Genomic DNA, 26,381 nt, shown 5'->3' with positions numbered 1-26,381 from the left:
AAACTCCTTTGCTAGCTACCATGGGGGTCAAGTATTTGAAGTACTTAAATTCATCCCCGAAAAACGCAAAGGAGCGTCGCCGAGATGGCAAAGAATGCCAAGAAGGATACTAAGAAGCCTTCTGAGGACGTCCAGGACAAGGAAACCACCGCAGCCTCCACCGCTTCCGACTCTGCTAAGTCCGACAAGGAGACCAAGCAGACCAAGCAGACCGCTGCTAAGTCGAAGAAGTCCCGCATCGAGCAGGACCTCATCGGCGAGATGGAAGTTCCTAACTCCGCCTACTACGGCGTGCACACCATGCGCGCCATGGACAACTTCCAGATCTCGTACGTGACCATCAACTCCATTCCGGAGTTCATCCGCGGCATGGCCCAGGTCAAGAAGGCCGCCGCCATGGCCAACCGCCGTCTGCACACCCTGCCGAAGAAAAAGGCGGAGGCCATCATGTGGGCCTGCGACCAGATTCTGGAAGAGGGCCGCTGCATGGACCAGTTCCCGCTGGACGTCTTCCAGGGCGGCGCGGGCACCTCGGTCAACATGAACACCAACGAGGTCATCGCCAACCTGGCGCTGGAGTACCTCGGTGAGGAAAAGGGCGCTTACGACATCATCAACCCGAACGATGATGTCAACATGTCCCAGTCCACCAACGACGCTTACCCGACCGGCTTCCGCCTGGGCCTGTACGCCTCCATCGACCAGCTGATCCAGCGGATGGACGCGCTGCAGAACGCCTTCAGCGTGAAGGCCAACGAGTTCCAGGACATCCTGAAGATGGGCCGCACCCAGCTGCAGGACGCCGTCCCGATGACCCTGGGCGACGAGTTCAAGGCGTTTGCCCACAACCTGCAGGAGGAGCAGGCCGTCCTGCGCGACGCCCAGGCTCGCCTACTGGAAATCAACATGGGCGCTACCGCCATCGGTACCGGCGTGAACACCCCCGCCGGCTACCGCCACCAGGTCACCGCCGCGCTGTCCGAGGTCACCGGCCTGGAGATGAAGACCGCCCGCGACCTCATCGAGGCCACCTCCGACTGCGGCGCCTACGTGCTGCTGCACTCGGCCATCAAGCGCGCCGCCATGAAGCTGTCCAAGATCTCCAACGACCTGCGACTGCTGTCCTCCGGCCCGCGCGCTGGCCTGAACGAGATCAACCTGCCGGCCCGCCAGGCCGGTTCCTCCATCATGCCAGGTAAGGTCAACCCGGTTATCCCGGAGGTCGTCAACCAGGTCTGCTTCAAGGTCTTCGGCAACGACATCAGCGTCAACATGGCTGCCGAGGCCGGCCAGCTCCAGCTCAACGTCATGGAGCCGGTCATCGGCGAGGCCCTGTTCCAGTCCATCCGCATCATGGGCAACGCCGTGGATACCCTGCGTGAGAAGTGCGTGGAGGGCATCACCGCTAACGCGGACGTCTGCCGCCACTACGTCGAGAGCTCCATCGGTATCGTGACCTACCTGAACCCCTTCATCGGGCACCACAACGGCGACCTCATCGCCAAGGAGTCCCTGGAGACCGGCAAGGGCGTGCGCGACCTGGTCCTGGAGAAGGGCCTGCTGGACGAGGAGACCCTGGACCGCGTGCTGTCCGTGGAAAACCTCATGCACCCGGAGTTCCGCGGCAAGCTCTACATGGATGAGAACTAATTCTTAACGCGTAGAGCACGACGCTCGGCATGCCCTCCCGCTGCGGCGGCTGGCTCCCTGAATAGGGGAGTCGGCCCCGCGGCCGGAGGGTTTGTTTTTGCCCTAACGGACGCCAATCCACCGAAGCGGGTGTGGCAATCAACACAACCGGGCATTTCAATTGGGATGAATCACCCCGGCGGGGCACAATAGTAACGTAGTGATAATTTTTTACAACGTTTGGAGACCTCCATGGTTGTTATCCATATCTTGATTGTCCTCGCGGCAATCTTCCTGGGCGCCCGGCTGGGCTCCATCGCCATTGGTTTCGCCGGCGGCTTGGGCGTGTTGGCCCTGGGCCTGACCGGAGTGCCGGTCACCCGCGAAGACATTCCCTTCGACGTCATCGGCATCATCATGTGCGTCATCGCCGCCATCGCCGCCATGCAGCGCGCCGGTGGCATGGACTACCTCGTCCACCTGGCCGAGCGCCTGTTGCGCAAAAACCCCCGCCAGATCACCTATTTCGCCCCGGTCGTCACTTGGCTGATGACTGTGCTCGCCGGCTCCGGCCACACCGCGTTTTCGACCATGCCCGTCATCGTGGAGGTCGCCAAGGAGGGCGGCGTGCGTCCGTCGCGCCCGCTGTCGATTGCGGTCGTCGCCTCCCAGATGGCTATCTGTGCCTCGCCGATTTCCGCAGCCGTCGTGCTGATGGCGTCCCTCCTGGAGCCTGCCGGCGTGGGCTACCTGCAGGTGCTGGCCGTCCTCATCCCGGCGACCTTCCTGTCCATCTTCCCGGCGGCCTGGCTGGCCAACAAGATGGGCAAGGAGCTGGACGTCGATCCGGTCTACCTCGAGCGCAAGGCCGCCGGCCGCGTCAAGGAACCCATCGGGGCGTCCTCGTTTACCCCGGCACCGGGCGCGAAGCTGTCGGTTCTCATCTTCCTGGTCGCCATCGTCATCGTGATGCTCTGGGCCACCATCACCTCGGAGCAGGTCGGCCTGATTGCAGAACCGACCCTGCCGCGTAACGAGGCCATCATGGCCGTCATGCTGACTGCCGCCACCGCCATCGTCATGGCCACCAAGATCCCGGCCGGCGATGTCCTGAGCACGCAGGTCTTCAAGTCCGGCATGTCCGCGTGCGTCTGCGTGCTGGGCGTGGCCTGGCTGGGCACCACCCTCATCAACCACTACATCGAGGACATCCAGGCCCTGGCCGGCGACGTTATCCAGGCCACCCCGTGGCTGCTGGCCGTCGTGCTCTTCCTGGCCGCCGCACTGTTGTACTCCCAGGCCGCTACCACCAAGGCCCTCATGCCGGCCGCCCTGGCGCTGGGCGTTAGCCCGCTCACGGCTCTGGCAGCGTTCCCGGCGGTTTCCGCCTTGTTCGTCCTGCCGACCTACCCGACGCTGCTTGCGGCGGTGGAGATGGACGACACCGGCTCGACCCGAATCGGCAAGGCAGTGTTCAACCACCCGTTCCTGGTCCCCGGCGTGGTCAGCATCGTGCTGTCCATCGTGCTTTGCTACGCCATCGGGGCAGTGGTGGTCTAGGCCCACCGGGGAGGGCATCCCCAGCTTTCTCGTCACCTCGGCGCCGCAGTACAACAGCGGTTCCGGGGTGATTTTTCTATCGCTTTGGGTCTATGGATGAAACTGGCCACACGGGCGCGCCAGCTCGGTACGATAGGGACCATGACTACTCAGCCATCCGATGTTGAAATCGCTCAGTCCCACCAGTTGCAGCCCATCGCCGATATCGCGGAGAAAGCCGGCCTGCCCGCCGACGCCCTCATCCCGTACGGCACCACCAAGGCCAAGGTCGATATCACCAAGCTGGACCACTCCCGCGAGCACGGCAAGCTCGTGCTGGTTACCGGCGTGTCCCCGACGCCGGCCGGCGAGGGCAAGTCCACCGTCCTGATTGGTCTTACCGACGCCATCGCCAAGCTGGGCAAGAAGGCCATCGTGGCCCTGCGCGAGCCCTCCCAGGGCCCAGTCATGGGCATCAAGGGCGGCGCCGCCGGCGGCGGCTACTCCCAGATCGTGCCGATGGAGGACATCAACCTGCACTTCACCGGCGACCTGCACGCCATCGCCGCGGCGACCAACACGCTGGCCGCCATCATCGACAACCACATCCACCAGGGAAACCAGCTGAACATCGACCCGCGGCGGGTGACCTGGCAGCGCTGCCTGGACGTCAACGACCGCGCCCTGCGCGGCGTCGTCACCGGCCTGGGCGGCCCGGCCCACGGCGTGCCGGCGGAGACCGGCTTCACCATCACGGCCGCCTCCGAGATCATGGCCATCCTCGGCCTGGCCACCAGCCTGGAGGACCTGAAGAAGCGCTTGGGCGATATCACCGTGGGCTACACCTACGACCAGGCCCCGGTCACCGCCCGTGTCCTCGAGGCCGAGGGGGCGCTTACCGCGCTGATGCGCGATGCCCTCAACCCGAACCTGGTCCAGACCCTGGGCGGGACCCCCGCGTTCGTACACGGCGGCCCCTTCGCCAACATCGCGCACGGCTGCAACACCCTGCTGGCCACGCAGACCGCCCTGGAATACGGCGAGGTCGTGCTCAGCGAGGCCGGTTTCGGCGCCGACCTGGGCGGCGAGAAGTTCGTGGACATCAAGTCCCGCTTCGGCGAGCTGAACGTGGACGCCGCCGTGGTGGTGGCCACCATCCGCTCCCAGAAGTACAACGGCGGCGTGGCCAAGGACGAGCTGACCAACGAAAACGTCGAGGCCCTCGAGAAGGGCGTGGTGAACCTGCAGCGCCACGTCGAAAACGTGCGCAAGTTCGGCGTCACCCCGGTGGTCGCGCTCAACCTCTTCCCGTCGGATACCCAGGCCGAGCGTGACTTCATGCGCGACTGGGCCGAGAAGGTCGGCGTGCAGCTGGCCGAGGTCGAGGTCTTCACCAAGGGCGGCGACGGCGCCCTCGAGCTGGGCCAGATCGTCCTGGACAACCTGGGCGGCAACTCCGCGCCGCTGTACGACCCGGCGGAGGGCATCGAAGCCTCCATCGAGAAGATCGCCACGGAGATCTACCGCGCGGACAAGGTCGAGTACGGCTCCAAGGCCATCAAGGACCTGAAGTACCTGAAGGACAACGGCTGGGACACGCTCCCGGTGGTCATCTCGAAGACCCAGTACTCCTTCTCGGACGACGCCCAGGCCCTGGGCGCCCCGGAAGGACACACGCTGCACGTGCGCGAGCTGCTGCCGCGTACCGGCGCGGGCTTCGTGGTCGCCCTGACCGGCAACGTCATGACCATGCCGGGCCTGCCGAAGAAGCCGGCGGCCAACAACATCGACGTCGACGCCGACGGCCTCATCTCCGGCCTGTTCTAGGCTTTACATAGCTTAAGGATCGCGAAACCCCGCGGCCCGAACTTTCGAGTTTCGGGCCTGCGGGGTTTTACGCGTTGCGCAGGGCTTTCCGCCGGTAGGGCTGCAGGCCGAGCCGGGGCAGAATAACGGGCGCGGCGGAAGGCCGGCTAGCTGGTGGGGGCGGCATCGGCCGCCGAGCCGGGCCAGCCCGGGTAGGCCGGGGGAGCGCCTCCGAAGGCCGGGCACAGGTCCTGGAAGGAACACCAGCCGCACAGCTTCGAGGTCTTCGGGTGGAAGGTGCCGGCCTTGCCGTCGCCTTCGATGCGCGCCCATAACTCGCCGAGATCGCGCTCGAAGTACTCGAGTTCCTCGCGGCTGGGGGTCAAAAACATCGAGTCGATGACCTTGAGGTACATCAGGCGCAGCTGGGTGGGGATGGTGCCCAGCAGGCGCCAGTAGACCAGCGCGTAGAAGCGCATCTGGAACTGCGCCGAGTGGCTGAACCTAGGCGCCGGCTTCTTGCCGGTCTTGTAGTCGACCACGCGGACCTCACCGGTCGGGGCGACGTCGACGCGGTCGATGAACCCGCGCACGGGCACGCCGTTGGGCAGGACCGTGTTGACGTACATCTCGACTTCTTGGCAGTCGAAGCCCTGCGGGTTTTCCATCTCGAAATAGCCCTTGACCAGCGCGCGGGCCTGGACGAAGAAATCGAGGGTCTGATCTTCGGGCACCAGCTCGTCCAGCTCGGCGTCCCCGGCGCGCATTTTCTCCCAGGCCGGCTTGATCATCTTCACCGCGGCTGGATAGGTGCGCTGCTCGCGCGGCAGCTCGTGCATTTCCTCCAGGACGGCGTGGACCAGGGTGCCCTTGACCTGCGCCAAGGTCTTGGGCTCCGGGAGGCGGTCGATCGCGCGGAAACGGTAGAGGAGGGGGCACTGCTGGTAGTCGGAGGCGCGGGAGGGCGATAGCGCCAGGGGCCGCGGCTTGCGCGGCTGGGCCGGGGTAGCGGGCTGGGAAGATTCAGTCATGGTGTTTTTACCCTATCGCGCGCGCGGACGTGGCAAGGTAGAGGGTATGACTAGCACGCAGGATTTCCTCGACTTCATTGACGCTTCCCCGAGTTCCTACCACGCCGCGGCCAACGTGGAACGCGAGCTGGTGGCAGCCGGTTTCCAACGCCAGCGCGAGGAGGACGCGTGGGACGTGAGCCCCGGCGGTCACGTTGTGGTCCGCGGGGGCGCCGTGATGGCTTATATCGTCCCGCCCCGGCTGGCTGAGGGCGCGGGCGAGAAGTTGCGGGGCTTTCGGATCGTCGGTTCCCACACCGATTCGCCGGGGTTCACGGTCAAGCCCGAGCCGGATTTCCAGCATGCCGGCTGGGACCAGATCGGGGTGGAGGTCTACGGCGGGCCGATTCTGCACTCTTGGTTCGACCGAGAGCTGACCCTGGCCGGTCAGGTGACCCTGCGGGACCAGACCACGCACCTGGTCAGCACCGGCCCCATCCTGCGGATCCCGAACCTGGCCATCCACATGGTGCGCAAGGACGAGTTCACCCCGGACCGCCAGTTCCACCTGCAGCCGGTCTGGCAGCTCAGTGACGGGGGCAAGTATGCCTCGCTGGGCGAGTACGTCGCCGAGCAGCTGGGGGTGCAGGCCACGGACATCGCCGCGTTCAACCTGATTACTGCCGCCGCGCAGCCGGCCGGACTGTTCGGCCCGGCCGAAGAGTTCATCGCCGCCGGCCGGATGGACAATTTGAGCTCCGTGCACGCTAGCCTGCAGGCCTTCAAGGCCGCGGCCCAGGGCTACGACGGCCCTGACGTGTTGGTGATGGCCGCCTTCGACCACGAGGAGGTCGGCTCCAACTCGCGCTACGGCGCGGCGGGCCCCATCCTGGCCGATATCCTCCAGCGCACTGCCGTCGGCCTGGGCGCCAGCGGCGACGATCTCTTCCGCGTCTTCGCCCAGTCGCACTGCGTGTCGGCGGACGCGGCGCACTCGGTGCACCCCAACTACGCACAGAAGCACGATCCGCACCACCAGCCGCTCATCGGCCACGGCCCGGTGACCAAGATCAACGGCAAGCAGCGCTACGCCTCCGACTCCGAATCCATCACCCGCTGGGAGAACGCCTGCCGGCGCGCGGGCGTGCCCTTCCAGCGCTTCGTGGCCAACAACGACGTGCCCTGCGGCAGCACCATCGGGCCGATTACCGCCACCCGCTTAGGCATCGAGACCGTGGACATCGGCGTGCCCATGCTGTCGATGCACTCGGCGCGCGAGATGGTCGGCGTTTCTGACCAGGCTGCACTGTCCGGCGCGCTGCTGGAATACCTGGTCGGCTAAAATAGCCGGGTTGACTGGTCCCCGCTTCACAACGGGCGGCCAGCCTTTCTGGCCCAATAAGATGCAAGGAGCAACAAGCACATGGCCTATTCCGGCCCCTTCCAGTACGGCGACCGCGTCCAGCTCACCGATGCCAAGCGCCGGCACTACACCATCGTCCTAGCCGAGGGTGGTCAGTTCCACTCGCATAAGGGCATCATCGAGCACAGCCAGATCGTAGGCCTCGACGAGGGTTCGGTGGTCACCTCCAGCCTGGGCTCGGACTTCCTGCTCTTCCGCCACCTGATGGTGGACCACGTGCTGTCGATGCCCCGCGGCGCGGCCGTCATCTACCCCAAGGACTCGGCCCAGATCCTGGTTGAGGGCGATATCTTCATGGGCGCCCGCGTACTGGAGGCCGGCGCCGGCTCGGGCGCGCTGTCGATGACCCTGCTGCGCGCAGTTGGCCCGGAGGGCCAGGTCTTTTCCTACGAGGTGCGCGACGACCACCTGGAATACGCCGTGGACAACGTCAAGGAATACTTCGGCGAGACACCGGAGTGGTGGACCCCGCGCCTGGGCGATCTGGCCGACGTGCAGGTCGAAGACCTGGGTGGCCCGGTCGACCGGATTATCCTGGACATGCTGGAGCCCTGGGAGCACCTGGAGAAGGTCCGCGACCTGCTGATCCCGGGTGGCGTCTTCATGACGTACGTGGCCACCGTGCCGCAGCTGATGAAGGTGATGGAAGGCATCCGTGAGCTCAAGTGCTTTACCGAGCCGCGTGCCTGGGAATCCCTGGTCCGCGAGTGGAAGGTCGAGGGCCTGGCCACGCGCCCGGAGCACCGCATGAACGCGCACACGGCCTTCCTCATCTGGACCCGTCGCCTAGCCGACGGGGTGACGCCGCCGCGCCCGCAGCGCCGCGCCCGCCGTTAGGGAATCTATCCGCGGGGGATAGGCAACCCCGCACAATGTTGGGGCGGATAGTCCGCTCGTCGCTAAAAACGTTAGGGTAGTGACATGGATGACACGAAAGAGTTGCGTCGCCAGATTTCACAGCTGGCCGACCGCAACGCGAAGCTCGCGGAGCTGCTGAAGGATTCGCGCGACAAGCTCGGCCAGCTCGCCGCCGATGTCAACGCCTTGGCCGAGCCGGCCTCGACCTACGGCACGTTCCTGGGCTATAGCCAGACTCCTTCCGGCGGCCGTGAGGAGGCCGAGGTCTTTACCAACGGGCGCCACATGCGCCTGAAAATCTCCCCCGAGGTGGAGCAGGGCTCCCTGCGGGTGGGCCAGCAGGTGCGCATCGGCGATGGCATCGTCGTAGTCGAGGGCGTGGCAGCCCAGCGTACCGGGCACCTGGCCACCGTGTTGGAGCGCCTGGGCCCCGACCGAGCCCTGGTCACCAACGGCCCGGCCGACGAGGGGGTCATCACCCTGGCCGAGTCGCTGCGCGATTCGCTGCGCGCCGGCGATACCGTGCTGGCGGATACGAAGGCCGGCATCGGGCTGGAGGTCGTCGCCAAGACGGAGGTTTCCCAGCTGTCCCTGGAGGAGATCCCCGAGGTCGAGTTTTCTGATATCGGCGGCCTGGACGCGCAGATCACCCAGATCCGGGACTCGGTGGAACTGCCCTTTCTGCACCCGGAGCTCTACCGCTCCTTCGAGCTGCACCCGCCCAAGGGCGTTCTGCTCTACGGCCCGCCGGGCTGTGGCAAGACGCTCATCGCCAAGGCGGTGGCCCACTCCCTGGCGCAGAAGATGGGGGCGGGCGAGCCCAGCTACTTCCTCAACGTCAAGGGGCCGGAGCTGCTCAACAAATTCGTGGGCGAGACCGAGCGCAAGATCCGCCTGATCTTCGAGCGCGCCCGCGAGCTGGCCGGCAAGTCCACCAACCGCCCGGTCATCATCTTTTTCGACGAGATGGAGTCCATCTTCCGCACCCGCGGCTCGGGCGTGTCCTCCGACATGGAGACCACGGTCGTCCCGCAGCTGCTGGCTGAGCTCGACGGCGTGGAGGACCTGCGCAACGTCATCGTCATCGGCGCGACGAACCGCGAGGAGCTTATCGACCCGGCGATCATGCGCCCGGGCCGCCTCGACATCAAGATTCGCGTCAGCCGGCCCAACAAGCAGGGCGCGCGCGAAATCATGCAGCGCCATTTCCCGGAGTCCATCCCGCACGCGGGAGACCGGGAGGCGCTGATCTCGTCGAGCATCGCGGAGCTTTTCGCCCCGCGCCCGTTCGTCAACCTGCACCACGCCGACGACTCGGTGACCACTCTCCATTATCGCGACTTCGTGTCCGGCGCGATGATCGCCAATATCGTGGCCCGTGCCAAGAAGCTGGCCATCAAGGAGTCCCTGGCCACGGGCAAGCAGGCGGCCATCGAGATGCGCCACTTGTCCCAGGCGATCGCGGCCGAGCAGTCGGAGAGCGAGCACGTGCCGACCTCGACCAACCCGGAGGAGTGGGCCAAGATCGTCGGCGGCAACGCCACCGGGCAGCCCATCACGCACGTCGAATTGATTGGATTTAGGAGCCCCACGTGGCACGCCTTCTAGGAACCGAGACCGAATACGCCATCGTGACCCCCGATCGGCCGGATTTCTCGCCGATCGTCTCCTCGACCCACGCGGTGGTCGCCTACGCCGCCCTGCACACCGACGCCCGCACGCGCTGGGACTTCGCCGAGGAGCACCCGCTGCGCGACAGCCGCGGCTTCGACCTCAAGCGCTACCAGACCGTCCCAGTGGTGGACCCGCACGCCATCGGCGTGGCCAACGTGGTCACTGCCTCCGGCGCGCGCTTCTACGTCGACCATGCCCACCCGGAGTATTCCTCGCCGGAGTGCCGGAACGCCTGGGAGGGCATGCTCTACGATGCCGCGGGCGACGTGGTGCTGCGCAAGGCGGCCGCGGCCGTGGCCCAGCTGACGGCACAGGATACCTCGGTCTTAAGTGATCACGAGCCCTGCCCGCCGCTGAAGTTCTACAAGAACAACGTGGACGGCAAGGGGGCATCATACGGCTCCCACGAGAACTACCAGTGGTCGCGCAGCACTGACTTCGATGACCTAGCCCAGGGCCTCATCCCGTTCTTCGTTACCCGGCAGGTTGTTACCGGCGCCGGGCGCGTCGGGCTTGGCCCGGAGGGCGAGGAGCCCGGTTTCCAGATTTCCCAACGCGCGGACTATATCGAGCAGGAGATCTCCCTGGAGACCACGCTCAACCGCGGCATCATCAATACCCGCGACGAGCCGCACGCCGACGCCCACCAGTTCGGGCGCCTGCACGTCATCATCGGCGACGCCAATATGTCGCAGACCTCCAACTTGCTGAAGCTGGGGATGACCTCCCTGGTCATGGACGCCATCGAGGCCGGCGTGGACTTCGGCGACGTGCGCCTGGCCAACCCGGTCGAGGCCGTGAGCACCGTCAGCCGGGACTTGGAGCTCAAGGAGGAGCTGCCGCTGCGCGGCGGCGGCGAGGCGACCGCGTTGGAAATCCTGTCCGTCTACCGTTCGCGGGTTAGCGCGGACACCGACGCCGAGCGCGAGGTCCTGCGCCGCTGGGACGAGGTTATCGAGCTGCTCGATGCCGATCCCCTGCAGGCCGCGCACTTGCTGGACTGGGTAGCCAAGTACCGCCTCATCAAGGGCTACCTGGATCGCGGGGTGACCGCGGATGACCCCAAGCTGGCGCTCATTGACCTGCAGTACACCGACATCGACCCGGCCAAGTCCCTCTACCACGCGCTGGTGCGCCGCGGGCAGCTGCGCACCTTGGTCAGCGAGGAGGAGATCGAGCGTGCCGCCGAGGTCGCCCCGCCGGGTTCCCGGGCGGGCCTGCGGGGAGCGTTCATGCAGCACTACGCCGCCGATCTGATCTCGGCGAACTGGCAGTACGTGGCGCTTCGCCAGGGCGATCTCACCGCGCTTTTCGAGCTGGACGAACTCCTAACGGCGCCGCCGGAGACCCGCGAGGCGATAATCCACGGCGAGCTGGGGATCGACCAGCTCATCTCCCGGCTTAAGACCGAGGGGATTAGCCCGGAGTACCGTTAGAACTAGTAGCACTAGCGAAGCTTTAGACACACGCACCTTAAAGGCACCGGCCTGGGAAGGGAGAAGACAACACCATGTCACAGCAGAACCAACAGATTCACTCTGGTGGCGGCGACGACCACGATGGCTCCGCCGAAGACGGCGCCTTGGGCTCCGGCCAGGCACAGATTTCGACCACCGGAACCGACGATCTGCTCGATGAGATCGACGGCCTGCTGGAAAACAACGCCGAGGAATTCGTCCGCCACTACGTGCAGAAGGGCGGGCAGTAGCCGGTGAGCCCGCTGTCCACCCACGGCCCGCAGCAGGCGCCCGGGCCCTTCGCGCGCCGGATTATGGGCATCGAGACCGAATACGGGCTGTTCTCCTCGTCGCCGGAGGACCGCCGCGGCCTGGACCCGGATGAGCTGGCACGCAAGCTCTTCCGCCCGGTGGTGGAGAAGTACTCGTCCTCGAATATTTTCACCGCCAATTCGTCGCGCCTCTACCTGGACGTCGGCTCGCACCCCGAGGTGGCCACGGCCGAGTGCGACAGCCTGACCCAGCTGCTCAACCACGAGCGCGCCGGCGATGCCATCGTCGATGAACTCGCCCGCGCCACCGAGGAGGAACTGCGCGCGAGCGGGGAGGCAAACGCGGTCTACCTGTTCAAGAACAACGTGGACTCGGCCGGCAATTCCTACGGTTGCCACGAGAACTACTTGGTCTCGCGCCACCTCGTGCTCAAAGAGCTGAGCACGGCGCTGCTGCCGTTTTTCATCACCCGGCAGCTCATCTGCGGCGCCGGGCGCATCAAGCCGGCGACGGGGTCTGCTCCCGCGCAGTTCGTGCTCTCGCAGCGCGCGGACCAGGTCTGGGAAGGCATTTCCTCGGCCACGACGCGCTCGCGGCCCATCATCAATACCCGCGACGAGCCGCACGGGGATTCCTCCCGCTTCCGCCGCATGCACGTCATCGTGGGTGATTCAAACATGGCGGAGCCGACCTTCGCGCTGAAGGTGGGCTCGGCCCTGCTGATGCTGGAGATGCTCGAGGCCGGCTTCGACGTGCCCAGCTTCGCTGTCAACGAGCCCATTGCCCAGATGCGCGCCATCGCCGGCGACCAGACCGGCCAGACCCCGTTGACCCTGGAGGACGGGCGCACCATCCCGGCCATCGAGGTGCAGCGCCAGCTGGTTAGCGCTGCCGCGCGCTGGATGGACGAGCGGCCCGACGAGGGCACGCCGAACAGCGAGATGCGCCGGGTCGTCGACCTGTGGGAGCGCATGGTCACGGCCGTCGAGACGCAGGACTTCAGCCAGGTCGATGAGGAGATCGACTGGGTGATCAAGAAGAAGCTGCTGGACAGCTTCCAGCAGAAGCTGGACTGCGATTGGTCGCACCCCAAGTTGGCGCAGGTCGATCTGACCTACCACGACATCCGGGCAGGGCGCGGGCTCTACAGTGTGCTGAGCCGCCGCGGCCTGGTCCGGCGGTGGACCACGGACGAGGCGATCGCCGCCGCGCGCGAGCAGGCCCCGGCCACGACTCGGGCGGCGATGCGCGGGAAATTCCTGGCCGCCGCGCGGCAGACCGGTGCCAACGTCACCGTCGACTGGACCAAGCTCAAGGTCAACCGGCCCGAGCCCCGCGTCGAGCAGTTCCTAGATCCTTTCGTCGCGGACGATCCCCGGCTTAAACCGCTGCTAGACTACATGCAGGAAAATCAAGGACACTAGGCAGGCACTGCCCAGCCGGCGAAACCGGCCGGCGTGCTCGTGCCACGGGGAAGGAGAGCGGAGAGAACTTGGCTGGTGCTACCGTCACGCAGGGCTCGCGCCGCGACAAGGCCGTCGAGCGTTTGACCAATCTCTGCTTCGCCCTCCACGGCGCCGCCTCGAACGGCGGCAGCCCCGACCGCTCCGCCGCGTGGATCCGCTCCCACGTGGCGGGCTACCAGGACCTGGGCGACGAGGCCTTCCACAAGCAACTCAGCCGCGACATCCGCAGCCTGCAGCGCGCCGGCGTGCCGGTTATCCAGTCGGCGTCCAAAACCAGCGGGGGACTCGGCGAAGAGCGCAGCCAGTCTGTCTACCGCATGCAGCAGGCCGACTACCAGCTAGCCGAGGTCGAGTTCACCCCGGAGGAGGCCATGGTCCTGGGCGTGGCCGCCGGAATGGGGCAGCCGGGCGGGCTGAGCTCGTTCTCCTCGTCCGCGTGGACGAAGATCGCGGCCTCCGGGGCCTCCCGCGACCTAAGCGGCGCTCCGGTCTACACCGCGGACAATGACCTGACCCGCCTGGATCCAAACATCGTGCGCGACATCCTGACCACCGTGCGCAAGGGGCTGCGGATCAACTTCACCTACGTGCCCGGACCGCAGCAAAGCGCCCAGTCCCGTTCCATGGACCCGTGGGGGCTGGTGACCCTGCACAACCGCGTCTACCTGGTGGGCTGGGATAACGATCGCGGTGCGCCCCGCGCCTTCCGGCTGCTGCGGGTCACCGAGATCCGCGCGACCCGGCAGACCCCGGAACACGGCGAGCCCACCCAGTCCCTGCAGGAGGTCGTGGAAGCCTCCCTTAACCGGGACGTCGTCGAGCGCGCCGTCCTGCGCATCCCCGCTGGCAAAGCCGGGGAGCTGGAAGCCCTCGGCACGCCGGGCCCCGACGGCACCGTGGTGATAGAAGAAATCTCGCGCGACTTCCTCGTGCGCACGGCCGCCGGTTACGCCGCGGACGTGGAGGTGCTCGAGCCGGCCAGCGTGCGCGAGGACATCGCCGCGCTGCTGCGCGCGGCTGCCGCCACCGCTTCCCAGGACAACCAGGATGAGGAGGCCCGCTACTAATGGCCGACGCACCCCAGAAACTGCACGCCCTGGTCCAGTCCCTGAACTTGATCCCCTATTTCCGTAGCCACCCCAAGGCCACGCTCATGGAGGCCGCCCAGGACCTCGGCATGGACGTGGCCGAGCTCAACAGCGCGCTCAACCGCCTTTTTTGTTCCGGGGTGGGGCAGCGCACCGAGGATCTGATCGACATCAGCTTCGGCTACCGCGAAGGCGTGACCATCGTGGACGACCAAGGGCTCAACCAGGCGCTGCGGCTTACCCCCACGGAAGCCGGCGCCCTGCTGCTGACGCTGGAGTCGCTGGAGTCCATGCCCGGGCTCATCGACACGGCCGCGGTCCAAAGCGCAGCGGAGAAGGTCCGCGGCATCATGGACGATAAGACCCGCGCTATCTACGACTCCATCGCCCAGCCGGAGGAGGCCGAGTCGGCCGCGCAGGTGGCCGCGGCCCGGGCTATTGAGACCAAGCGGCAACTCCGGCTGCGCTACTGGTCGGCCAGCTCCAACGAGGAGCGCACCCGGACCGTCCACCCGGCCCGCATCTTCATCTTCGACTCGCAGGTTTACCTGGTGGCCTGGGAAGAAGACAAGGGGGAGCACCGGCGCTTCCGCATGGACCGGATCCGCCAGGCCACGGTCTTGGACGAGGAGGCCCAGCCCCATCTGCGGCAGCTGGATTTCGATCCGCGGGACCCCTTCGGGCTAGCGGACAGTGACAGAGCCCATATTGAGCTGAAGAAGGAAGCCACCTGGCTGGCCGATGACTACGACATCCGGTTGGGCGAGGATCTCGGAAACGGCTACGTAGCAGCCTCTATGCCCATCGGATCGGTGGAGTGGTTCGCGCGGTTTGCTGTCGGGCATGCTGACAGGTTCCGGGTAATTGGCCCAGATTCGGTTAAGAATGCTATTGCGCACGCCAGCGAAGCGGGCCTGCAGAGATATACTGACTAATTAGCCGCTGGCAACCTTTAGCGAGTAACCAGCGAATGCGTTAGGCTCTTAGGGGCAAAATCGCCGCTCCGCGGCGCCTGTGGAGGAGAAAGAGAGAAATACTATGACGGTCGGACCCGCCCAAATTGCCATTATCATTCTGCTGATCGTGCTGCTTTTCGGCGCGAAGAAGCTGCCGGATCTGGCCCGCTCGATGGGTCGTTCGATGCGCATCTTCAAGTCGGAGGTCCACGAGATGGGCAACGACGACCAGCGCTACCAGGACGAGCAGCAGCAGCGCCAGCAACAGCAGGGCCAGATCAGCCAGACCCCGGCTAGCCAGCAGCAGTCGGACGAGGACTTCTGGAACAGCCCGCAGATGCAGCCGCGCTACGACCAGAACAACCAGCAGGCACCGCGTCCTGACAATCAGTAAAGTCCCCACCCGCCCGTTCGCGGGAGCTGTTCGTCTTGTGTCGTGCTAACCAGGAAGTGTTCTAGAAGCGATGTCACCTAGCCCGAAGGGTTCTGAAGGTTCGCGGCCCCTACCGCAACCCAGTGCTCGCGCCGGCGCACCGGCGCGCCGTCAACGGCAGCGCGGAGGCGCGTGGGCACGCCTGAAGAAGGCACAGGAGGCCCGCCGGGCGCGCAAGAACCCGACGGGGGAGATGACGCTCATCGAGCACCTCCAGGAGCTGCGCCGGCGCATTGTCTACTCGCTGCTCGCCCTGGTGGTCGGCACGATCATTGGTTTCCTCTGGTACCAAAACGCCCCGTTCGGCTGGTCCACCCTGGGCGAGATCCTCCGCGAGCCTTATTGCTCTTTGCCGGCGGACAAGCGCGCCGACTTCACCAACGACGGCACCTGCCGCCTGCTGGCCACGACCCCGTTCGAGATGCTCATGCTGCGCATCAAGGTCGGCGCCCTGGCCGGCGCGGTCATCTCTTCGCCCGTCTGGCTCTACCAGGTGTGGGCGTTTATCGTGCCGGGCCTGCACAAGAAGGAAAAGCGCTACACCTTCATGTTCGTCAGCGTCGCCGGCGTGCTCTTCGTCGCCGGCGCCGCGCTGGCGTATTTCGTCCTCTCCGAGGGCCTGGAGTTCCTGATGTCCGTCGGCGCGGAATACCAGACCGCCGCGCTGACCGGTAACGAGTACTTCGGTTTGATGCTGACCATGCTCATCCTCTTCGGCATCGCCTTCGAGGTCCCGCTGATCATCATCGCGCTCAACCTGGTCGGCGTGCTCGAGTACGAGCACGTCAAGGGCAAGCGCCGCATCCTGTTCATCATTGTGATGATCATCTCCGCCTTTATCACCCCGGCCGACCCTTACTCGCTCATTGCCTTGTCCGCGGCCCTGTGGATCCTCATCGAGTCGGCTTTCCAGTTCTGCCGCATCAACGACAAGCGCCGCAACCGCCAGCGCCCGGAGTGGATGGACCTAGACGACGAGCAGGCCTCGCCGCTGGGCCCCGGCCCGGGGGCGGTGGGGCCGGCCGAACCGGTACCCGCGCCCACCCCGGTCAACCCGCCGAGCAGCCATCCCAGCGCCCCGGCGCCCGCGCGTCCGTTAAGCGCCCAGCCGCAGCAAGGCAGCCGCCAGGCCCGCCCGCAGCAGCCGCAGGCCGGCTTCTTCGACGACGTGCTCTAGGGCCGGGTAAGCTGGGCGGCTATGACGCAGTCGCATCTGGAATACTTCTCGCACAACCTGTCCTATTCGCTCGATGAGTTCCAGCTACTCGGCTGCCAGGCGGTAGAGCGCGGAAGCGGCGTGCTGGTCTGCGCGCCGACCGGCGCCGGCAAAACCGTCGTCGGCGAATTCGCGGTCTCCCTGGCGCTGTCCCGGGGGACTAAGTGCTTTTACACCACCCCGATTAAGGCGCTGAGCAACCAGAAGTATCACGACCTGGTCGACCAGCACGGCGAGGACGCCGTCGGCCTGCTCACCGGGGATGTCTCCATCAACGGCGACGCGGAGATAGTCGTGATGACCACCGAGGTGCTGCGCAACATGATCTACGCGAAGTCGCCCGCGCTGGATCGCCTAAGCCACGTGGTCATGGATGAGATCCACTTCCTGGCGGATGCCTCCCGCGGCGCGGTCTGGGAAGAAGTGATTCTGAACCTGGACGAGTATGTCTCCATCATCGGGCTGTCCGCCACGGTGTCGAACTCGGAGGAGTTCGGACGCTGGCTGCGCGCCGTGCGCGGCGAGACCGAAGTCATCGTCTCCGAGCACCGCCCGGTGCCGCTGGATCAGTGGATGATGATCGGCCGTCAGGTCTATTCTCTCTTCGAACCCGGCACCGACGGGGAGGTCAACCACGAGCTTCTCCGCCGCGTCCGCCGGCTGGAGGCAGGCGATACGGACGAGGGCCGCGCGGACTACCAGTCGGGGAAGGGCTTTCGGGCGCGCTCGGGCGGCGGCCGCAGCGGCGCACGACGCCCCCAGGACCGCTACCGCCCGTTGGGCCGCCCGGAGGTGCTGAAGGCCCTGCAGGGCAAGGACATGCTGCCGGCGATTACCTTCATCTTCTCCCGGGCCGGCTGCGACGGCGCGCTCTACCAGTGCCTGCGCTCCCGGATGAGCCTGACCACCCCGGAGGAGGCCGCCGAGATCGTCGAGACGGTCAACGCCGGCGTCGAGGGGATCCCGGAAGAAGACCTGGAGGTGCTGAACTTTAAGTCCTGGCGCACAGCCTTGAGCCGCGGTTTCGCCGCCCACCACGCCGGGATGCTGCCGGCCTTCCGTCACATCGTCGAAGACCTCTTCGTCCGCGGGTTGGTGCGCGCGGTCTTCGCCACGGAGACGCTGGCGCTAGGAATTAACATGCCGGCGCGCACGGTGGTGCTGGAAAAGCTCATCAAGTTCAACGGCGAGGCCCACGTGGACCTCACCCCGGGCCAGTACACGCAGCTGACCGGCCGCGCCGGCCGCCGCGGCATCGACACGCTGGGCAACGCCGTGGTCCAGTGGGCCCCGGCGATGGATCCGCACTACGTCGCGGGTCTGGCCTCCACGCGCACCTACCCGCTGGTCTCCACCTTCGAGCCCGGCTACAACATGGCCATCAACCTGCTGGGCATGCTCGGCTTCGAGGATTCGCTGCGCCTGATGGAAAAGTCCTTCGCGCAGTTCCAGGCCGACGGCTCCGTGGTCGAGGAAACCCGCGAGGTCGAAAAGGCCGAGCACCGCGCCCGCCAGCTGCGCGAGCAGCTCGACGAGTTAATCAGTGCGCTGGCCCCGCCGGCCAGCGATGCCACCACCGCCCGCCAGGAGCTGCTGGACTATATCCAGCTGCGCCAGGAGCTGACCGCGGAGGAACGCTCCTCCCAGGTCAGCGGCAAGCAGGAACGCTCCAAGGAGGTCACCACGGTCCTGGCCAAGCTGCAGGTCGGCGACGTCATCGCCCTGGCCACCAAGAAGCAGCCGTTGCTGGCGGTGGTCAATACGCCCGCCAACCAGACCAAGGATCCGCGCCCGTGGGTGACCACGGAAGGCGGCTGGTCGGGCCGTATCGATGCCTCCGGGATCGCCAACCCGCCCATCGTGGTCGGCCACATGAAGCTGCCTAGGCGCGTGACCAAGGCGCCGCGCAAGTCCGCGGGCTACGTGCAGAAACTCTTCCAGCGCAACAAGTACCCGCGGCCAAAGAAGATGCGCCTGACCCCGCGCCACCGGCCCAACAAGAAGGTGGGGCAGCTGCGCGATGCCATCCGGCAGCACCCAGTCCACGCCTGGCCCGCCACGGACCGGGAACAGCTGGCCAGCATGGCCCACAAGCTGGCCCGGCGCGAGAAGGACGCGGAGAAGCTGCGCGCCAAGATCACCCAGGCCACCGACACCCTGGGCCGCACCTTCGAGCGCATCGTCGACCTGCTGTCCGAGATGGACTACGTCGAATTCGTCGGCGCGGGCGAGGACCGGCACTCGGAGATCACCGACGAGGGCGAGCGCCTGGCCAAGATCCACAACGAGTCGGATCTCCTGGTCGCGCAGTGCCTCAAGCGCGGGATCTGGAACGACCTGGACCCGGCGGAGCTGGCCGGCGTGGTCTCCCTGTGCACCTTTGAAAACCGCAAGGCCACCCGCGGCGAGCCGGAAGCCGCCACCGACGCGATGGCCGATGCGATGAACGCCACCTGGCGCATCTACACCGAGCTGGTCGCCGACGAGCAGCGCCACCGCCTGCCGGTCACGCGCGAGCCGGAGGCCGGCTTCGCCCTGGCGATGCACCAGTGGGCCGCCGGCGCCCCGCTGGGCTACTGCCTGGCCGCGGCGGCCGAGTGCGGCGCGGAGTTGACCCCCGGCGACTTCGTTCGCTGGTGCCGCCAGGTGGTGGATCTGCTCCAGCAGGTCGCCAAGACCGGCTACGAGGACGGTATCCGGGCCAACGCCCGCCGGGCCATGGACGCTATCCAGCGCGGCGTGGTGGCCATCGGCGCTTAAGGCCTCACCAGCGACTCACTACAGCGCTTGGTTCCTATACAAACCGTGGTTCGGCGCACAGAGCCTCGGCAGCGGCGCGGATGGCCGGCAGGTGCGGTGCGAGGACGCTGACGGTCGCGACTCCGAGGTTGGTCCCGAAGGGATCCGCGATAAGTGACTGCGTGGCGACGATCGTGCCGTCCGCGATGACCGGCCCGCCGGAGTCGCCCTTGACCGCCGGGGGAGCGTTGCGCACCAAGGCCGCGGGCCGCACGACGGTACGCAGGTTGCGCCCGATCGCTACGGGAAGGCCGAGGAGGACCCGTCCCCAGCGGGGTTGGGCCTCCTGGCGCCCGGTGGCCCCGCCCAGCCCGCCAAAGCCGTAGGTGGTGACCTCCTGGCCCCAGTGCGGCCGAGCCGCAGACAGGCCGAGCAGCGCGGGGACTTCTACTGGGTGGTGCAGGAGGGCGAGGGCACAGTCGCTGCCGTCGATGGTGCGCACCGCCAAGATCCGGCGGCGCCACTTCTTGCCGCCGCTAAACCCGTTGACGTGGTACCCGCGCCGCGGGGCAGTGCGGAAGAAGTGCGCGCAGGTCAGCACCAGGCGCGTGCTTCTGGGCCCGGCGGCAGAATGAACGGTGCCGCTGTGGGGCTCGGCGATGAGCACGCCGGTGCAGACCCGGTTGCGCTCGTTAAGGCGCACGGTGGTGGAGCTGGCAATTTCTTCCCACTGGTCGAAGGAGTCATTCATGGGCGGTTACACTGTTGTCCTATGAGTGAAAATTCTTCTGCTTTCCCTTCCGAAGTCTATCGAAACCGGATCACTGCGGCGCAGCAGCAGGCGCGCGCCAACGACGTGGCCGCGCTGGTGATTAGCCCGGGCGCCGAGTTCGCCTATTTCACCGGCTCCTGGATGAGCTCGCACGAGCGTTTTAGCGCCCTGGCCATCCCGGCCGAGGGGGAGGCCTTCCTGCTGGCGCCGGCCACCGATGGCGCGGAGCTGGCCGCCGCCCCGGTCGCGGAGCTCAACTTGGCCTTCCACGGCTGGCAGGATGGCACCAACGCCCACGCGCTGGCCGCGGAGAAGCTGCGTCAAGCCCACGCGGCGGTAGCCGAAGACGGCGCGCGCCTGGCGGTTTCCGGCGTTATGGACGCCGCGCACCTGTTGGGCCTGCAGGCCCAGTTCCCGTCCGCGCAGTGGGTGGCGGCCGACCAGGTTATCGGCGCGCTGTTCTCCCGCAAGGACGGCGAGGAGATAGCGCAGCTGCGCGCGGCCGCGCTGGCTATCGATGCCGTCCACGCCCGCGTGCCCTCGCTGCTGCAGCCCGGTGTGACCGAGCAACAGGTCGCCGACCAGCTCACCGAACTCATCCTGCAGGAGCACGACGCGGTCGACTTCGTCATCGTCGGCTCGGGCCCCAACGGCGCGAACCCCCACCACAGCTTCTCCGAGCGCGTGCTTAACGAGGGAGAGCCGGTCGTCGTGGACATCGGAGGCACCTTCGGGGCCGGCTACCACTCGGACTGCACCCGCACCTACGTTGTCGGCGGCGACGTCTCCCGCGCGCCGGAGGACTTCCAGGACGCCTACGAGGTGCTGCGACAGGCCCACGCCGCCGGCATGGAGCAGGCCCGCCGCGGGGCCACCGCGGGCAGCGTCGACGACGCCTGCCGCCAGATCATCGCCGAGGCCGGCTGGGGCGAGTACTTCACCCACCGCACCGGGCACGGCATCGGCCTATCCACCCACGAGGAACCCTTCATCGCCGCCGGCAACGATCTGGAGCTGGCCGAGTCCATGACCTTCTCCATCGAGCCCGGCATCTACAAGGAGGGCGAATGGGGCATGCGCCTGGAAGACATCGTCACCATTAACGGCGACGGCGTGGCCGAGAGCCTGAACGAGGGCGAGCGCGGCCTGCGATGAGCGCGCAGAACAACACCGCCGGCCAGGCAAGTACGTCTCCCCAGATCCCGGGCGCAGTCCTGGTGCTGGGCGGGCGCTCGGATATCGGCACGGAGATCGCCGCGCTGCTCGCCCCTGGGCGCCGGGTGGTGCTTGCCGCCCGCGGGGACGAAGGCATCGATAAGCAGTGCTCCCGGCTGCGGGCTGCCGGCGCGAGCGAGGTGGACTTCCTCGACTTCGACGCGCTGGACATGGACAACCACCGCGCCGTGGTGCGCCGCGCCCGTGAAGTCGCTGGCGAGATCACCACGGCGGTGGTGGCCTTTGGCATCTTGGGAGATCAGGACCGCGCCGAGACCGACGAGGCCCACGCCGCCCATATCGCCCAGCTGGACTACACCGCGCAGGTCTCCATGCTGACCGTGCTCGCCGACGAAATGGAACGCGGGCATATCGTGGCCTTTTCCTCCATCGCGGGCTGGCGCGCCCGCCGGGCCAACTACGTCTACGGCTCCACGAAGGCCGGCCTGGACGCCTTCTGCCAGGGGCTGGCGGACCGACTGCACGGCGGGCCCTTGGCGCTGATCACGGCCCGGCCCGGCTTCGTCATCGGCTCCATGACCGAGGGCATGAAACCCGCGCCGCTGTCCGTAACCCCCGACGTGGTGGCGCGCTACGTCGTCGACGCCATCGGTGGGGAGGCGGACAAGGCCGCAGCCGGTGGCGCCTTGACCAGTCGGACACTGTGGATCCCCGGCACGCTGCGCCTCCTGGCGTGGGTGATGGCCCTGGTACCGCGCCCCATCTGGCGGCACATGCCGCGCTAGTCCATGGGGCTGATGATGCCCTCCGGGCTGACCGCGCTGGCGTCGAAGATGAACCCGCGGGGAGCCAGGACGCGCAGCACGACGTCGGCGTCGCCCTCGGCCAGGCCGTGCAGGACGAGCCCGCCGAAGGGCGTGACGGTAATCGGCACGCCCAGGTGGCCCAGCAGCGTGGCGTACTCGGCCGGCAAAACACCCTCGGGCAGGGCAGTGCCCAGATCCACGAGGCCGTCGTCGCGGTGATCGCCCAGCCAACCGATGGGCCCGACCGAGCCGGTATCCGTGTTGGCATCACCCGTGCCGGCCCCGCCAGCCATATCGGCGGCGTCGGCGGCTTCTTGCTGAAGAAGCTCCCGGACGTGCTCCCAGGCATCCTCCTGGGCAGCGTGGCTGGCCAGTTCCTCAGCGCCGCGGAAGACGGTAAAGGAAGACCCGGCTAAGGCTACCCGGAAGCGGGCCGGCACAACCTGCAACGGCTCGTCCCCAGCGCCGATGGCCACGCGGGCGCTACCGGGCGGACCAACGGCCCCGTCCTCGGCCAAGCGGTCGGCGAGCCCGCGGGCGAATTCGCGGGCGGCATCAGACAGGGGAGAAGCCAGAATTTGATGCGCGCTGCCCGGCCACGACAGCTGGCCCAGGCCGTGCGCTACGGCCTCCTGATCCTGGATGCCGTGCAGGGCCACGCGGCTCCACGCACCCAGGTAAACCTTGCCGTCGGCAAAGTCGTAGGCCGTTTTCCCGAGCGCAAACCAGTCGTCCGAGCGGGTAAGCCCGCCGGGGATGAGGGTATCAGCGGACGGCGCGGAACCTGAGTGGGAGAAATTCAGCAATGCCATAGGCAGTAGTCTAATTGCCGCCGCCGTGGGTGAGTCTCATCGCCGCCTTCGCGCCTGTTCCACATTGTCCAGTCAGGCAGGTAGGCTAGGGAATTATGCCGTTTCTGCTGTTTGTTGCCTACCTGGTTTTAGAAACCCTGACGTTTTGGGCTGTGGTCTCGCTCATTGGCGTGGGCTGGGCGCTGGTCGCTTTGTTCGCCACGATGTTCTTCGGGATGTCGATCGCCGGTTGGGAGGCCCGCCGGATCATGAGCTCCAAGGTGGTGCGCCAAGAGGACGGCACCGCCGTTATGCAGGACGATACCCCGGGCAAGACCGCCGGCAACGTCGGCCTGACCATGGTCGGCGGCATCCTGCTCACCCTGCCGGGATTTTTCACCACGCTGGTGGGCCTGCTCTTCCTGTTCCCGCCGACCCGGGCGCTGCTGCGCGGCTTCATCGCCTTCCGCCTGCTGCGTTCGGTGGAGAACTTCGGCGTGCGCCTGTATGACCGCAGCCCGATGTCGCAGCAGCATGACAGCTACGGCAGCTTCGGCGGGCCCGCGGGCGGCGCCGGCGCGTCGCACGAGCCGACCGTGCTCGAGGAAGAAGAGATCCGCCGCTGGTCCGAAAACGCTAACCCGTCCGACTTTGGAGAGCCGGATTCGGGGAATACAGGCGGCGAGGACGGCTCGCAGCCGGGGGATAAGCGCTAGTGTGGCGACTGCTCGCCCGGTGGCTGCTGGCAGCCGGGTCGGGGGCGGTGGTCTATACCGGTTATGCCCCGCTGAATTGGTGGCCCATGGCCTGCGTGGGCATCGCGTTGTTCTATTTCAGCCTGTCCCCATGGCGCGGGGAGCGCGTCTCGCTGCGCTTGGGCGCGGGGCTGGGGTTCGTCCACGGTTTCGCCACCTACGCGCTGCTGCTGCCGTGGATCGGGGAGCTGGTAGGTAACACGCCCTACCTGGCCCTGGCGGCGGCGCTGAGCCTCTATGCCATCCTGACCGGGCTGTGTGGGGCAGCGGTAGCTCGCTGGCGCTTCGGATTCCTCGCCTTCCCCTTCGTGTACTTGGCGGTGGAATTCGTCCGCTCGTCCGTGCCCTTCGGCGGCTTTGCCTGGGTGCGCCTGGCGTGGGGGCAGGTCAACGGGCCGCTGGCGCAGTTGGTGCAGTGGGGCGGACCCGCGCTGGTGACGGTGGCGGCCAGCCTGATTGGCACGAGCCTCGTGGCGGTCTGGTCGCGGCGCCACGCCGTTCGTTTCACGGCCCTAGGCGTCATCGTGGCGGTTGTTGCCGCCAGCTTCGTTGCCGGCTGGACCCGCGGCATGGCCGGCGAAGAGACCGGGCGGGTGACCGTGGCGGCCGTGCAGGGCAACGTTCCGCGGATGGGCCTGGATTTTAACGCCCAGCGCCGCGCGGTCCTCAACAACCACGTGCGGGTAACCAAGCAGCTGGCCGACGACGGCCACGAGCCGGACCTGGTCATCTGGCCGGAGAATTCCTCCGACGTCAACCCCTTCACGGACGAGGAAGCGCGTGCTGCCATCGAGGGCGCGGTCGAGGCCGTCGGCGTACCGATTATGGTCGGCACCTTGACCTACGACGAGGTTGGCGCCCGCAACACCATGCAGGTCTTCGAGCCCGGCGGGCACTCCGGCGACCGGCACTATAAGAAGTACCTGCAGCCATTCGGCGAGACCATGCCCATGCGGGATTTCTTCGCCAAGCTGTCCGACTACGTCGAGCTCGCCGGCGACTTCAAACCCGGCAACGGCAACGGCGTGGTGAGCATGGCCGGAGTCGCAGTCGGCGTGGCAACCTGTTACGAAGTCATCTTCGACCAGGCTTTCCGCACCGCGGTGCAGTCCGGCGCGCAGATTCTAACCACCCCGACCAACAACGCCACTTTCGGTTTTTCCGACATGACCTACCAGCAGCTAGCCATGAGCCGCATGCGGGCGCTGGAAACCGACCGCGCGGTGGTGGTCCCGGCGACCTCCGGTGTCTCCGCCATCGTTCACCCGGACGGGAAGGTCAGCCAGGAGTCGAATATCTTCGAGGCCAAATACCTGGTCGAGGACCTGCCACTGCGCAGCGGCGAGACGCTTGCGGTACGCTTTGGTTCGATCCTGGAACTGGCCATGGTTATTATTGGTGGAGTATTAGCGCTGGCTGCCCTGATCTCTGCCGGATCCCGGCGGTCGGCCGCCGCGAGCCCCACGGCCGCAAGGGCGAAGAAGAACACCCGCTCCACGCGGGCCAAGAAATAGAAGGAGTCTCCCACTCGTGACCGCTAACTCAGCGTCGACGCTGGTCATCATCCCCACCTTCAACGAGCTGGAAAACCTCCCGCTCATCACCGGCCGCGTGCGTTCCGCCACCCCGGACGTCCACGTCTTGGTTGTGGACGATAACTCCCCGGACGGCACTGGCGACCTGGCCGATGAGCTGGCCGCTAAGGATGAGAACCTTCATGTGCTGCACCGCGAGGGCAAGGGCGGCCTGCTGGGCGCCTACCTCGCCGGCTTCGAGTGGGGCCTAGAGCGCGACTACCAGGTCCTGTGCGAGATGGACGCGGACGGCTCCCACGCCCCGGAGCAGCTGCACCTGCTGCTGGAAGCTATCGATGACGGCGCCGACCTGGTGATCGGCTCCCGCTACATCCCGGGCGGCGAGACCGTCAACTGGCCGGCCTCCCGCGAGTACCTGTCCCGCCTGGGCAACATCTACATCTCGGTGGCCCTGGGCGCCGGTCTGTCGGACATGACCGCCGGCTACCGCGCCTTCCGCCGCGAACTGCTGGAGGCCCTCGACTTCGACGAGCTGTCGAACGCCGGCTACATCTTCCAGGTGGACGTCGCCTTCCGCGCCGTCAAGATGGGCTTCGACGTCCGCGAGGTGCCGATCACCTTCACCGAGCGCGAGTACGGCGAGTCCAAGCTCGACGGCTCCTTCGTCAAGGATTCTCTCTTCGAGGTCACCAAGTGGGGCGTGCAGCACCGCGCGGAGCAGGCCGGCGACGTCGCCCACGAGACCGGGCGCATCGCCCAGCAGACTCTCAAGGAGATCGGCGCCTACGACCTGCCGCACAAGGCGGGCAACAAGCTGCGTTGGCTCGGCGACTTCGGCGAGGAGCTGGGCAACCTGGCCAAGCACCAGTGGAAGGCCATGCGGCGCGGCTAGCGCGGGGCTTGCTATGGGCGCGGTAGTCTAGTCAAAAGTTATTTTCCACTCGGATCGTTCGGCACGTACCTGCCGATGGAGGAGACA

General features: G+C 66.8%; 22 protein-coding genes. 19 read left to right on the top strand and 3 right to left on the bottom strand.

What is annotated here, in order from left to right:
* The first annotated feature begins 84 nt into the window (after positions 1–84).
* The 3 genes from aspA to ACEE23_RS00370 all read left to right on the top strand — a co-directional run bounded on the left by aspA (position 85) and on the right by ACEE23_RS00370 (position 4,995).
* Positions 85–1,650, top strand: coding sequence for an aspartate ammonia-lyase (aspA, locus tag ACEE23_RS00380; protein ID WP_368521148.1), 1,566 nt, complete (start codon positions 85–87; stop codon positions 1,648–1,650).
* 231 nt (positions 1,651–1,881) lie between these two features.
* The gene (locus tag ACEE23_RS00375) at positions 1,882–3,189 is read left to right on the top strand and encodes an anaerobic C4-dicarboxylate transporter (protein WP_448873490.1); all 1,308 of its coding nucleotides are present in this window, start codon (positions 1,882–1,884) and stop codon (positions 3,187–3,189) included.
* 141 nt (positions 3,190–3,330) lie between these two features.
* Entirely contained in the window at positions 3,331–4,995 is a 1,665-nt protein-coding gene (locus tag ACEE23_RS00370) for a formate--tetrahydrofolate ligase (RefSeq protein ID WP_368521146.1), read from the top strand.
* 146 nt (positions 4,996–5,141) lie between these two features.
* Here ACEE23_RS00370 and ACEE23_RS00365 read toward each other — a convergent pair whose 3' ends face one another.
* On the bottom strand, positions 5,142–6,005 hold the full coding sequence (locus ACEE23_RS00365; protein ID WP_368521145.1) for a RecB family exonuclease: 864 nt from the start codon (positions 6,003–6,005) through the stop codon (positions 5,142–5,144).
* Positions 6,006–6,051: 46 nt separating this feature from the next.
* Here ACEE23_RS00365 and ACEE23_RS00360 point away from each other — a divergent pair, with 46 nt between their 5' ends.
* The 11 genes from ACEE23_RS00360 (at position 6,052) to ACEE23_RS00310 (ending at position 19,588) form a co-directional block, all read left to right on the top strand.
* The gene (locus ACEE23_RS00360; RefSeq protein ID WP_368521144.1) at positions 6,052–7,326 is read left to right on the top strand and encodes a M18 family aminopeptidase; all 1,275 of its coding nucleotides are present in this window, start codon (positions 6,052–6,054) and stop codon (positions 7,324–7,326) included.
* 81 nt (positions 7,327–7,407) lie between these two features.
* Positions 7,408–8,244 (top strand): tRNA (adenine-N1)-methyltransferase, encoded by an 837-nt coding sequence (locus ACEE23_RS00355; protein ID WP_368521143.1) that lies wholly within the window; start codon positions 7,408–7,410, stop codon positions 8,242–8,244.
* An 84-nt stretch (positions 8,245–8,328) separates the two neighbouring features.
* Positions 8,329–9,873 (top strand): proteasome ATPase, encoded by a 1,545-nt coding sequence (gene arc / locus ACEE23_RS00350; RefSeq protein WP_448871223.1) that lies wholly within the window; start codon positions 8,329–8,331, stop codon positions 9,871–9,873.
* The gene (dop, locus tag ACEE23_RS00345; RefSeq protein WP_448871225.1) at positions 9,858–11,375 is read left to right on the top strand and encodes a depupylase/deamidase Dop; all 1,518 of its coding nucleotides are present in this window, start codon (positions 9,858–9,860) and stop codon (positions 11,373–11,375) included. Before arc ends, dop begins: the two co-directional genes overlap by 16 nt.
* A gap of 74 nt (positions 11,376–11,449) precedes the next feature.
* Positions 11,450–11,647: a ubiquitin-like protein Pup gene (locus ACEE23_RS00340; RefSeq protein WP_368521140.1), complete on the top strand. Its 198-nt coding sequence runs from the start codon at positions 11,450–11,452 to the stop codon at positions 11,645–11,647.
* Between the two features lie 63 nt (positions 11,648–11,710).
* A complete protein-coding gene (gene pafA / locus ACEE23_RS00335; protein ID WP_368521239.1) occupies positions 11,711–13,093 on the top strand; it encodes a Pup--protein ligase in 1,383 nt (460 codons plus the stop codon).
* 68 nt (positions 13,094–13,161) lie between these two features.
* Positions 13,162–14,202 (top strand): helix-turn-helix transcriptional regulator, encoded by a 1,041-nt coding sequence (locus tag ACEE23_RS00330; RefSeq protein WP_368519348.1) that lies wholly within the window; start codon positions 13,162–13,164, stop codon positions 14,200–14,202.
* Positions 14,202–15,158, top strand: coding sequence for a helix-turn-helix transcriptional regulator (locus ACEE23_RS00325; RefSeq protein WP_368519349.1), 957 nt, complete (start codon positions 14,202–14,204; stop codon positions 15,156–15,158). The genes ACEE23_RS00330 and ACEE23_RS00325 overlap by 1 nt, the downstream gene beginning before the upstream one ends.
* A 103-nt stretch (positions 15,159–15,261) precedes the next feature.
* A complete protein-coding gene (tatA, locus tag ACEE23_RS00320) occupies positions 15,262–15,573 on the top strand; it encodes a Sec-independent protein translocase subunit TatA (protein WP_368521139.1) in 312 nt (103 codons plus the stop codon).
* A gap of 232 nt (positions 15,574–15,805) precedes the next feature.
* Positions 15,806–16,789 (top strand): twin-arginine translocase subunit TatC, encoded by a 984-nt coding sequence (tatC, locus tag ACEE23_RS00315; RefSeq protein WP_368519351.1) that lies wholly within the window; start codon positions 15,806–15,808, stop codon positions 16,787–16,789.
* A 21-nt stretch (positions 16,790–16,810) separates the two neighbouring features.
* Positions 16,811–19,588 (top strand): DEAD/DEAH box helicase, encoded by a 2,778-nt coding sequence (locus tag ACEE23_RS00310; RefSeq protein ID WP_368521138.1) that lies wholly within the window; start codon positions 16,811–16,813, stop codon positions 19,586–19,588.
* A 34-nt stretch (positions 19,589–19,622) separates the two neighbouring features.
* Here ACEE23_RS00310 and ACEE23_RS00305 read toward each other — a convergent pair whose 3' ends face one another.
* The gene (locus tag ACEE23_RS00305) at positions 19,623–20,318 is read right to left on the bottom strand and encodes a serine protease (RefSeq protein ID WP_368521137.1); all 696 of its coding nucleotides are present in this window, start codon (positions 20,316–20,318) and stop codon (positions 19,623–19,625) included.
* 21 nt (positions 20,319–20,339) lie between these two features.
* Between ACEE23_RS00305 and ACEE23_RS00300 the strand changes: the two genes are divergently transcribed.
* Both ACEE23_RS00300 and ACEE23_RS00295 read left to right on the top strand, forming a co-directional pair.
* A complete protein-coding gene (locus ACEE23_RS00300; RefSeq protein ID WP_368521136.1) occupies positions 20,340–21,494 on the top strand; it encodes a M24 family metallopeptidase in 1,155 nt (384 codons plus the stop codon).
* The gene (locus ACEE23_RS00295) at positions 21,491–22,300 is read left to right on the top strand and encodes an SDR family oxidoreductase (RefSeq protein ID WP_368519355.1); all 810 of its coding nucleotides are present in this window, start codon (positions 21,491–21,493) and stop codon (positions 22,298–22,300) included. Before ACEE23_RS00300 ends, ACEE23_RS00295 begins: the two co-directional genes overlap by 4 nt.
* Here ACEE23_RS00295 and ACEE23_RS00290 read toward each other — a convergent pair.
* Complete coding sequence (locus tag ACEE23_RS00290; RefSeq protein ID WP_368519356.1) at positions 22,297–23,133, bottom strand: hypothetical protein; 837 nt, start codon at positions 23,131–23,133, stop codon at positions 22,297–22,299. The genes ACEE23_RS00295 and ACEE23_RS00290 overlap by 4 nt on opposite strands.
* Before the next feature lie 95 nt (positions 23,134–23,228).
* Between ACEE23_RS00290 and ACEE23_RS00285 the strand changes: the two genes are divergently transcribed.
* From ACEE23_RS00285 to ACEE23_RS00275, 3 genes are read left to right on the top strand one after another with little or no spacing between them, the layout of a single operon-like run.
* The gene (locus ACEE23_RS00285; RefSeq protein ID WP_368519357.1) at positions 23,229–23,828 is read left to right on the top strand and encodes an FxsA family protein; all 600 of its coding nucleotides are present in this window, start codon (positions 23,229–23,231) and stop codon (positions 23,826–23,828) included.
* Positions 23,828–25,381, top strand: a complete 1,554-nt coding sequence (gene lnt, locus ACEE23_RS00280; RefSeq protein WP_448871231.1) for an apolipoprotein N-acyltransferase — start codon at positions 23,828–23,830, stop codon at positions 25,379–25,381. The genes ACEE23_RS00285 and lnt overlap by 1 nt, the downstream gene beginning before the upstream one ends.
* Before the next feature lie 16 nt (positions 25,382–25,397).
* The gene (locus tag ACEE23_RS00275; RefSeq protein WP_368519359.1) at positions 25,398–26,294 is read left to right on the top strand and encodes a polyprenol monophosphomannose synthase; all 897 of its coding nucleotides are present in this window, start codon (positions 25,398–25,400) and stop codon (positions 26,292–26,294) included.
* Positions 26,295–26,381 lie beyond the last annotated feature (87 nt).

Source organism: Corynebacterium sp. 32222D000AT (genome assembly GCF_053546955.1).
The sequence above is the reverse complement of the archived record's forward strand: the minus strand, read 5'-3'. Positions and strand labels throughout refer to the sequence as shown.

Excerpts from the sequence above, each read along its gene's own strand:
- pafA (WP_368521239.1), top strand. The coding sequence starts at position 11,711 with ATGGGCATCGAGACCGAATACGGGCTGTTCTCCTCGTCGCCGGAGGAC.
- ACEE23_RS00370 (WP_368521146.1), top strand. The coding sequence starts at position 3,331 with ATGACTACTCAGCCATCCGATGTTGAAATCGCTCAGTCCCACCAGTTG.
- ACEE23_RS00295 (WP_368519355.1), top strand. The coding sequence starts at position 21,491 with ATGAGCGCGCAGAACAACACCGCCGGCCAGGCAAGTACGTCTCCCCAG.
- ACEE23_RS00375 (WP_448873490.1), top strand. The coding sequence starts at position 1,882 with ATGGTTGTTATCCATATCTTGATTGTCCTCGCGGCAATCTTCCTGGGC.
- ACEE23_RS00305 (WP_368521137.1), bottom strand. The coding sequence starts at position 20,318 with ATGAATGACTCCTTCGACCAGTGGGAAGAAATTGCCAGCTCCACCACC.
- ACEE23_RS00325 (WP_368519349.1), top strand. The coding sequence starts at position 14,202 with ATGGCCGACGCACCCCAGAAACTGCACGCCCTGGTCCAGTCCCTGAAC.
- arc (WP_448871223.1), top strand. The coding sequence starts at position 8,329 with ATGGATGACACGAAAGAGTTGCGTCGCCAGATTTCACAGCTGGCCGAC.
- ACEE23_RS00360 (WP_368521144.1), top strand. The coding sequence starts at position 6,052 with ATGACTAGCACGCAGGATTTCCTCGACTTCATTGACGCTTCCCCGAGT.
- tatA (WP_368521139.1), top strand. The coding sequence starts at position 15,262 with ATGACGGTCGGACCCGCCCAAATTGCCATTATCATTCTGCTGATCGTG.
- ACEE23_RS00285 (WP_368519357.1), top strand. The coding sequence starts at position 23,229 with ATGCCGTTTCTGCTGTTTGTTGCCTACCTGGTTTTAGAAACCCTGACG.
- tatC (WP_368519351.1), top strand. The coding sequence starts at position 15,806 with ATGACGCTCATCGAGCACCTCCAGGAGCTGCGCCGGCGCATTGTCTAC.
- ACEE23_RS00365 (WP_368521145.1), bottom strand. The coding sequence starts at position 6,005 with ATGACTGAATCTTCCCAGCCCGCTACCCCGGCCCAGCCGCGCAAGCCG.
- aspA (WP_368521148.1), top strand. The coding sequence starts at position 85 with ATGGCAAAGAATGCCAAGAAGGATACTAAGAAGCCTTCTGAGGACGTC.
- ACEE23_RS00290 (WP_368519356.1), bottom strand. The coding sequence starts at position 23,133 with ATGGCATTGCTGAATTTCTCCCACTCAGGTTCCGCGCCGTCCGCTGAT.
- ACEE23_RS00300 (WP_368521136.1), top strand. The coding sequence starts at position 20,340 with ATGAGTGAAAATTCTTCTGCTTTCCCTTCCGAAGTCTATCGAAACCGG.
- ACEE23_RS00355 (WP_368521143.1), top strand. The coding sequence starts at position 7,408 with ATGGCCTATTCCGGCCCCTTCCAGTACGGCGACCGCGTCCAGCTCACC.
- ACEE23_RS00310 (WP_368521138.1), top strand. The coding sequence starts at position 16,811 with ATGACGCAGTCGCATCTGGAATACTTCTCGCACAACCTGTCCTATTCG.
- ACEE23_RS00340 (WP_368521140.1), top strand. The coding sequence starts at position 11,450 with ATGTCACAGCAGAACCAACAGATTCACTCTGGTGGCGGCGACGACCAC.